This window comes from Microcoleus sp. Z1_A1 (assembly GCF_036700305.1).
In the GTDB taxonomy this organism is placed as follows: Bacteria; Cyanobacteriota; Cyanobacteriia; order Cyanobacteriales; family Microcoleaceae; genus Microcoleus.
The window spans coordinates 1-3,397 of the sequence record NZ_JAUBOR010000097.1 but is presented as its reverse complement, the minus strand read 5'-3'; the positions used below and the strand labels follow the sequence as shown (position 1 = coordinate 3,397).

Annotated in this window: 3 protein-coding genes; 2 read left to right on the top strand and 1 reads right to left on the bottom strand. The window is 45.2% G+C overall.

What is annotated here, in order from left to right:
* Window positions 1-575 precede the first annotated feature (575 nt).
* Window positions 576-1,226 (top strand): glutathione S-transferase family protein, encoded by a 651-nt coding sequence (locus QT973_RS26785; protein WP_333053124.1) that lies wholly within the window; start codon window positions 576-578, stop codon window positions 1,224-1,226.
* A gap of 59 nt (window positions 1,227-1,285) precedes the next feature.
* A complete protein-coding gene (gene rppA / locus QT973_RS26780; RefSeq protein WP_333053126.1) occupies window positions 1,286-1,972 on the top strand; it encodes a two-component system response regulator RppA in 687 nt (228 codons plus the stop codon).
* A gap of 187 nt (window positions 1,973-2,159) precedes the next feature.
* On the opposite strand, the gene QT973_RS26775 is transcribed toward rppA, so the two are convergent.
* Complete coding sequence (locus QT973_RS26775; protein ID WP_333053128.1) at window positions 2,160-2,996, bottom strand: metallophosphoesterase; 837 nt, start codon at window positions 2,994-2,996, stop codon at window positions 2,160-2,162.
* Window positions 2,997-3,397 lie beyond the last annotated feature (401 nt).

Sequence of the window (3,397 nt, the reverse complement as noted above, 5' to 3'; positions counted from 1 at the left end):
GGATCGCGAATTAAATAACTTACAATTTTAATTGTTATTGTGGGATGGGCGTCCCGCCGGTCCGTTTTGGACGGGCGGGACGCCCATCCCACTTTCAAGAGTGGAAGTTATTTAATTCTCATTCCTTAATAAGTACAGCTTCCTGTACTTACCGCAAGATGGTTCTGTCCTCAAGCTTCCGACTCATTGCAGAGTCTTGTTCCCGTGTGCCCCACGGTACAATTCAAAACCCAAAATACTGGTTTCTAGGCGTACTTGTTGCTCGAAGTTTTTACCCGCGCCAGCTTTTCTGCGCTCAAGCCCATAACTTCAGTTTTCAAGGTGCGTTGCCTTCAGGCGACTGGGTTTTTAATGTGGTTGAATACCCTAGCCACATTACAATATTATCATGACCAAGAATAAAAAGTCGTCCTAGAAGGACGGGGCTTTAGACCCAATTTTTTGGTAAAATGCTTGCAGAGGCTGGTGCAGAAAACGGGCCGATCGCCCGATCGCCATTGTGTCTCACGGCTTTGTATATTCAACTCTAAAACTTAAAATTGCACGGACGATCGGAAATAGCTGACAGCTACATTATGACCAAATTGACTCTGGTAATCGGCAACAAAAATTATTCCTCTTGGTCGCTGCGCGCTTGGCTGGCGATGAAACAAGCTGGACTGGAATTTGCCGAGGTGAGAATCCCCTTAGACTGGCCGACAACCCATGAGGAAATTCGGCGCTATTCTCCTTCGGGAAAAGTGCCAGTTTTAATCGACGGCGACTTGAAAGTGTGGGAATCTTTAGCAATTTGCGAATACGTTGCAGAACGCTTTGCAAATGATTTGTGGCCGACAGATGTAGCCCAACGGGCGATCGCCCGTTCCATCTGCGCCGAAATGCACGCGGGTTTCCAAAATTTGCGCGACAATATGCCGATGGACTGCCGCAACCGCTATCCGGGAGAAGGGAGGACTCCCGGTGTAGAAGCAGAGATCGATCGCATCTTTGCCATTTGGCGCGAATGCCGTCAAAAATTCGGAACAGGTGGCAATATGCTATTCGGAAAATTCACAATTGTTGACGCTATGTTTGCCCCCGTTGTGATGCGTTTTGTCACCTACGGAGTCAAATTAGATTCAGTAACAAAAGCTTATGCGGATGCGATTTTGGCCTTGCCTGCCATCCAGGAATGGGTAGCAGCAGCTTACAGCGAAACGGAAAGTATTCCACACATGAAAATCTAGGAAAAATCAGTTTACTTAAACTCAAATCTCAAATTTCAAGTCTCAAATATGAAATCAGGATGCGGATTCTTTTAGTTGATGATGAAGTTGAGTTGACTGACCCTTTAAGTCGAGTTTTAACGCGCGAAGGTTATACAGTAGATGTGGCATTTGACGGAGCAAGTGGCATCAATTTAGCCATGCAGGGCAATTACGATTTGCTAATTTTGGATTGGATGCTACCGAGACAAACCGGACTAGCAATTTGCCAGAAATTGCGATCGCAAGGACGGAATACGCCAGTGCTATTTCTCACCGCCAAAGATACCGTAGACGATCGCGTACAAGGACTCGACGCCGGTGCAGACGACTATTTAGTCAAACCTTTTGAACTGCGAGAATTGCTAGCCAGAGTCCGCGCCTTGCTGCGGCGGCCTCCTACTTTTGATGCCGAGGTTGCTGTCGGGCGGCTGCAAGTTGCAGATTTACAGCTAGACTACGACAATCAATTAGCTTATCGGGGCGATCGTACAATTGACTTATCAGAAAAAGAATGTCAGTTATTAGAATACTTAATGCGCCATACCGGTCAATTGCTAACACACGAACAAATCCACCAGTATTTGTGGAGTGAAACAGAAAAACCCAGCAGCAATGTATTAGCCGCTCAAATTCGCCTCCTGCGCCGCAAAATAGAAGCCCCGGGCGAATCTGTCCTAATTCACACAGTCTATGGCAGAGGCTATCGCTTTGGAGAAGCCAATTAAAAATCATAGAAATTGTACAAAAATCATTTTTACTTCTTCCCTCTTCCCTCTTCCCTCGGACTGACATCCATTACATCCGTTACATCCGTTACATCCGTTACATCCGTTACATAATCCGTTGCCGAACTTCCTTTTTCCTGGGGCTATATTATCTATTATCGGGAAAGTGTGCACCCTAAACCAGCCTTTACGTATCTTGACAAACCAAAGTAATTACTGTCACCTCCGGGGGACAAAATAGTCTTCCCGGCGCATAAGTTCCCAAACCGCGATTCACGTACAGCAAATTACTCCCAACCCGATGCAAACCGCTAGCCCATTCCCAGTGAGTAACTACTCGATCGCAAGCCGACAGAAAAGGAATGAACTTTCGGATTCGTTTAGGAATAAAATAGCCAATTTTTCTGACCCAAGCGTACAAAGGGCCGATACCAGGAATAACGATTTGACCGCCGTGAGTGTGCCCAGAAAACTGCAAATCAATCCGCCAATTTTGCAGATTTTCAGCAGTATCAGGATTGTGAGACAAGACAATCCGAGGAATTGCGGGATTTATGGATGCCATTACAGGTTTAGGCGCAAAATCGCCCGACCAAAAATCTGCTAACCCAACTAAAGCCAATTCAGACCCCAAAGGATAGATTGCTTCGTTGTACAAAACCCGAATTCCGACGCTATTTAAAGCATTAGTAACCTCGGTTTTTGCCCTTGGCCAATAGTGGTCGTGATTGCCCAAAACCGCGTAAATTCCTACCCGACTTTGCAAGTTTTTCAATCGCTGCACTAAGCCGTAAATAGGTGCGGGGTCGTAGCTAATAAAGTCACCGGTTAAAAAAATTAGGTCTGGTTCAGCTTCATTTGCCGCAGCAATCGCCTCTTCTAGCAACCATTCCGACAGCCGCACCCCGTCATAGTGAAAGTCCGTAAGCTGTACAATTTTAGTACCGGATAGATTTGCTGGAAGATTGGCGATTGGTATTGTTAAATGCTCTACTCGCAGTTTCCCAGTTAATAACCTGTGCATAAATCTAAAGTTTATTGATGACAGAGCGCCACCTCTAGCTTAGCAAATAAACAAGCAAGACTGCCAAACTAGATATTCTTCCCTTTTCCTTATATTCTCTGACTAATTACTACATTCAGGGACGCAAAAAGTCGGATTTACTCAAGAAAATTGAAAAAGAAATGCCCAATCTTCAGTTAGGCTTTCTTGCAAAATTGTTTGGGTTTTACGCCCCCAACTACTACAGCATTTTTATAAAAAAATGACAAGCGAAATCCCCATCGCATCGGCTTACCACGCGGGGATTGCCCCTACCAAACACTATCTCATCACTAATGATTTATTACTAAGGATCGCGAATTAAATAACTTACAATTTTAATTGTTATTGTGGGATGGGCGTCCCGCCCGTCCACTCATGAC

What these genes read in the sequence shown, in the direction of transcription:
- QT973_RS26785 (WP_333053124.1), top strand. Translation starts at nt 576, where the DNA reads ATGACCAAATTGACTCTGGTAATCGGCAACAAAAATTATTCCTCTTGG.
- rppA (WP_333053126.1), top strand. Translation starts at nt 1,286, where the DNA reads ATGCGGATTCTTTTAGTTGATGATGAAGTTGAGTTGACTGACCCTTTA.
- QT973_RS26775 (WP_333053128.1), bottom strand. Translation starts at nt 2,996, where the DNA reads ATGCACAGGTTATTAACTGGGAAACTGCGAGTAGAGCATTTAACAATA.